At 57.9% G+C, this 2393-nt stretch carries 3 protein-coding genes; all 3 read left to right on the forward strand.

The window, feature by feature from the left end; genetic code table 11:
- The coding region (gene tnpA / locus GOB82_RS13105) for an IS66-like element accessory protein TnpA (RefSeq protein ID WP_166123763.1) at positions 1–364 on the forward strand (364 nt) is incomplete at its 5' end.
- Entirely contained in the window at positions 361–708 is a 348-nt protein-coding gene (gene tnpB / locus GOB82_RS13110; RefSeq protein ID WP_010515587.1) for an IS66 family insertion sequence element accessory protein TnpB, read from the forward strand. The genes tnpA and tnpB, both read left to right, overlap by 4 nt.
- A gap of 65 nt (positions 709–773) precedes the next feature.
- A complete protein-coding gene (gene tnpC, locus GOB82_RS13115; protein ID WP_166123765.1) occupies positions 774–2363 on the forward strand; it encodes an IS66 family transposase in 1590 nt (529 codons plus the stop codon).
- Positions 2364–2393 lie beyond the last annotated feature (30 nt).

The following is a 2393-nucleotide window of genomic DNA, read 5'->3' on the forward strand; positions in this document are numbered from 1 at the left end:
TCCGGTTATTGAAATTGTTGGCGAACGGCGCCGGGCCTATGATGACGCGTTCAGGCGTCGGGTTGTGCTGGCTTCTTATGAAACTGGTCAGTCAGTCCGTGCTGTTGCGCGCCAGTTTGGTGTCCACGTCAGCGTCGTTTACCGATGGCGTCAGAGACTGGATTCCGTAAACCCGTCTGCGAAAGAGCAGCTTTCTTTTGTGCCGGTTCATATGACATCCCCTGTTGAAGGGGTGGATGAAGACCAGTCCTGCGGGAGTGGACATGAAGCCAGCATTCTTTTTCCTGGTGGCGAGAAGCTGATGGTTGACAGCCGGATCGCGATTGAAGATCTGAGGAAACTCCTTCAGGTTTTACGCTCATGATCCCTCTTCCCTCTGGCCTGAAGATATGGCTGGCGGCAGGTGCAACAGACATGCGCCTTGGCATGCCCGGTCTGGCGCTGAGGGTTCAACAGTTTCTGGGGAGAGACCCCTATGCTGGTGATGTTTTTGTCTTTCGTGGCCGACGCGGCGATCTGGTGAAACTGATCTGGCATGACGGGATTGGGGTGTCCCTCTATGCGAAACGGATTGAACGTGGATATTTCATCTGGCCCTCGGCAAAGGACGGGGCCATCCATCTGAGTGCGTCACAATTAAGTTGTCTGCTCGAAGGGATCGACTGGCGTAATCCGCAGAAAACATGGCGACCTGAACTGGCGGGGTAACAAAAAGGGGATCGTGATCCATAGTCCTGTACCCTTTTGAACGGTTTTGTGCTGAACTGTTTTTCATGACGGGAAGCATGGATGACATAACGGCCTTACGTGCGGCACTTGCCGCCGCCGAGACGCGTGCCTGTGCTGCCGAAACCCGGGCCACAGACGCTGAAGCCCGAGCAGTCAGCGCCGAAGCGCAGATTGCCCATCTTAAACATCTTATTGCACGGATGCGTCAGGACCGCTTCGGGGCGTCATCGGAACGGGGACGGCGCCTGCTGGACCAGCTGGAACTTGAGCTGGAGGAGCTGGAAACAACGCAAGCCGAAGACACGTTCGAAAATGCGGCGGACCTCGCTGTCCGTGCAACAGCACCGCGGAATAACCGGGGGCGGCAGCCCTTACCCGCCGACCTGCCACGCGAACGGGTGGTTCTTCCTGCGCCAACACAGTGTCCGTGCTGTGGCGGGATGCGCCTGAGCAAACTGGGCGAAAGTATCACTGAGACGCTGGAAGTGATCCCACGCCAGTTCAAGGTCATCCAGACGGTGCGGGAGAAGTTCACCTGTCGGGACTGCGAGAGCATTACCCAGCCACCAGCGCCTTTCTACCCGATCTCACGGGGGCGTGCAGGGCCAGAACTGCTGGCGGGCATTCTGTGCGACAAGTATCTCCAGCATCTGCCGCTGAACAGGCAGAGTGATGGCTTTGCACGCGAAGGGATTGATCTCGACACGTCAACGTTAGCTGACTGGGTGGGAGCCTGCACAGCGACCCTGGCCCCTCTGAACGCGCTGATCCGGGTCCATGTGCTGGCAGCTGGTCGTCTGCATGCGGATGACACCACCGTGCCCGTGCTGGCGAAGGGCCGAACACGCACCGGTCGATTGTGGAATTATGTGCGCGACGATCACCCCTTTGGAGGCACAGCGCCGCCAGCCGTATGGTTCCGTTATTCACGGGACCGCAAGGGCGAACATCCTGTCGATCACCTTTCGGGCTGGACGGGGATCGTGCAATCCGATGCCTATGCCGGATATAACGCTCTGGCAAAACCGGGCCGTCAGCCTGCACCTGTCGTGTCTGCAGGGTGCTGGGCGCACGGACGAAGGGGACTGTTCAAAATTGCAGAAAAGGACAAAGCCCCCCTTGCCATAGAGGCCGTGCGCCGGATCGACGCCATCTTCGAGGCTGAACGTGTGATAAACGGCACCCCAGACCAGCATCGGCTCGCGGTCCGTCAGGAAAGCAGTGCTCCCATGGTAGAGGACCTGTTCATGTGGATGCGTGACACGTGCCAACGCATGTCATCAAAAAATCCCATTGCACAGGCCATGAGCTATTTTCTCAGACGACCTGATATGTTCACACGGTTTCTACATGATGGGCGCATCTGTCTCACAAATAACGCCGCAGAGCGTGCGCTCCGTGGGATAGCCCTCGGCAGAAAAGCCTGGTTATTCGCCGGGTCAGACCGGGGCGGAGAACGCGCTGCCGCCATGTATTCCCTGATCGTCACCGCCCGTCTGAACCTTGTCGATCCCAAAGCATGGCTCGCAGATGTCCTCGCCCGTATCAACGATATGCCAAATCCACGCCTCCATGAACTCCTGCCATGGCACTGGAAAACCCTTCACCACAGCAATAATACCATCAAAGCCTGATTACGCCCGCGGCTCTCTCCGGATGCTTAC

This window comes from Acetobacter farinalis, assembly GCF_011516935.1.
Taxonomy (GTDB): domain Bacteria; phylum Pseudomonadota; class Alphaproteobacteria; order Acetobacterales; family Acetobacteraceae; genus Acetobacter; species Acetobacter farinalis.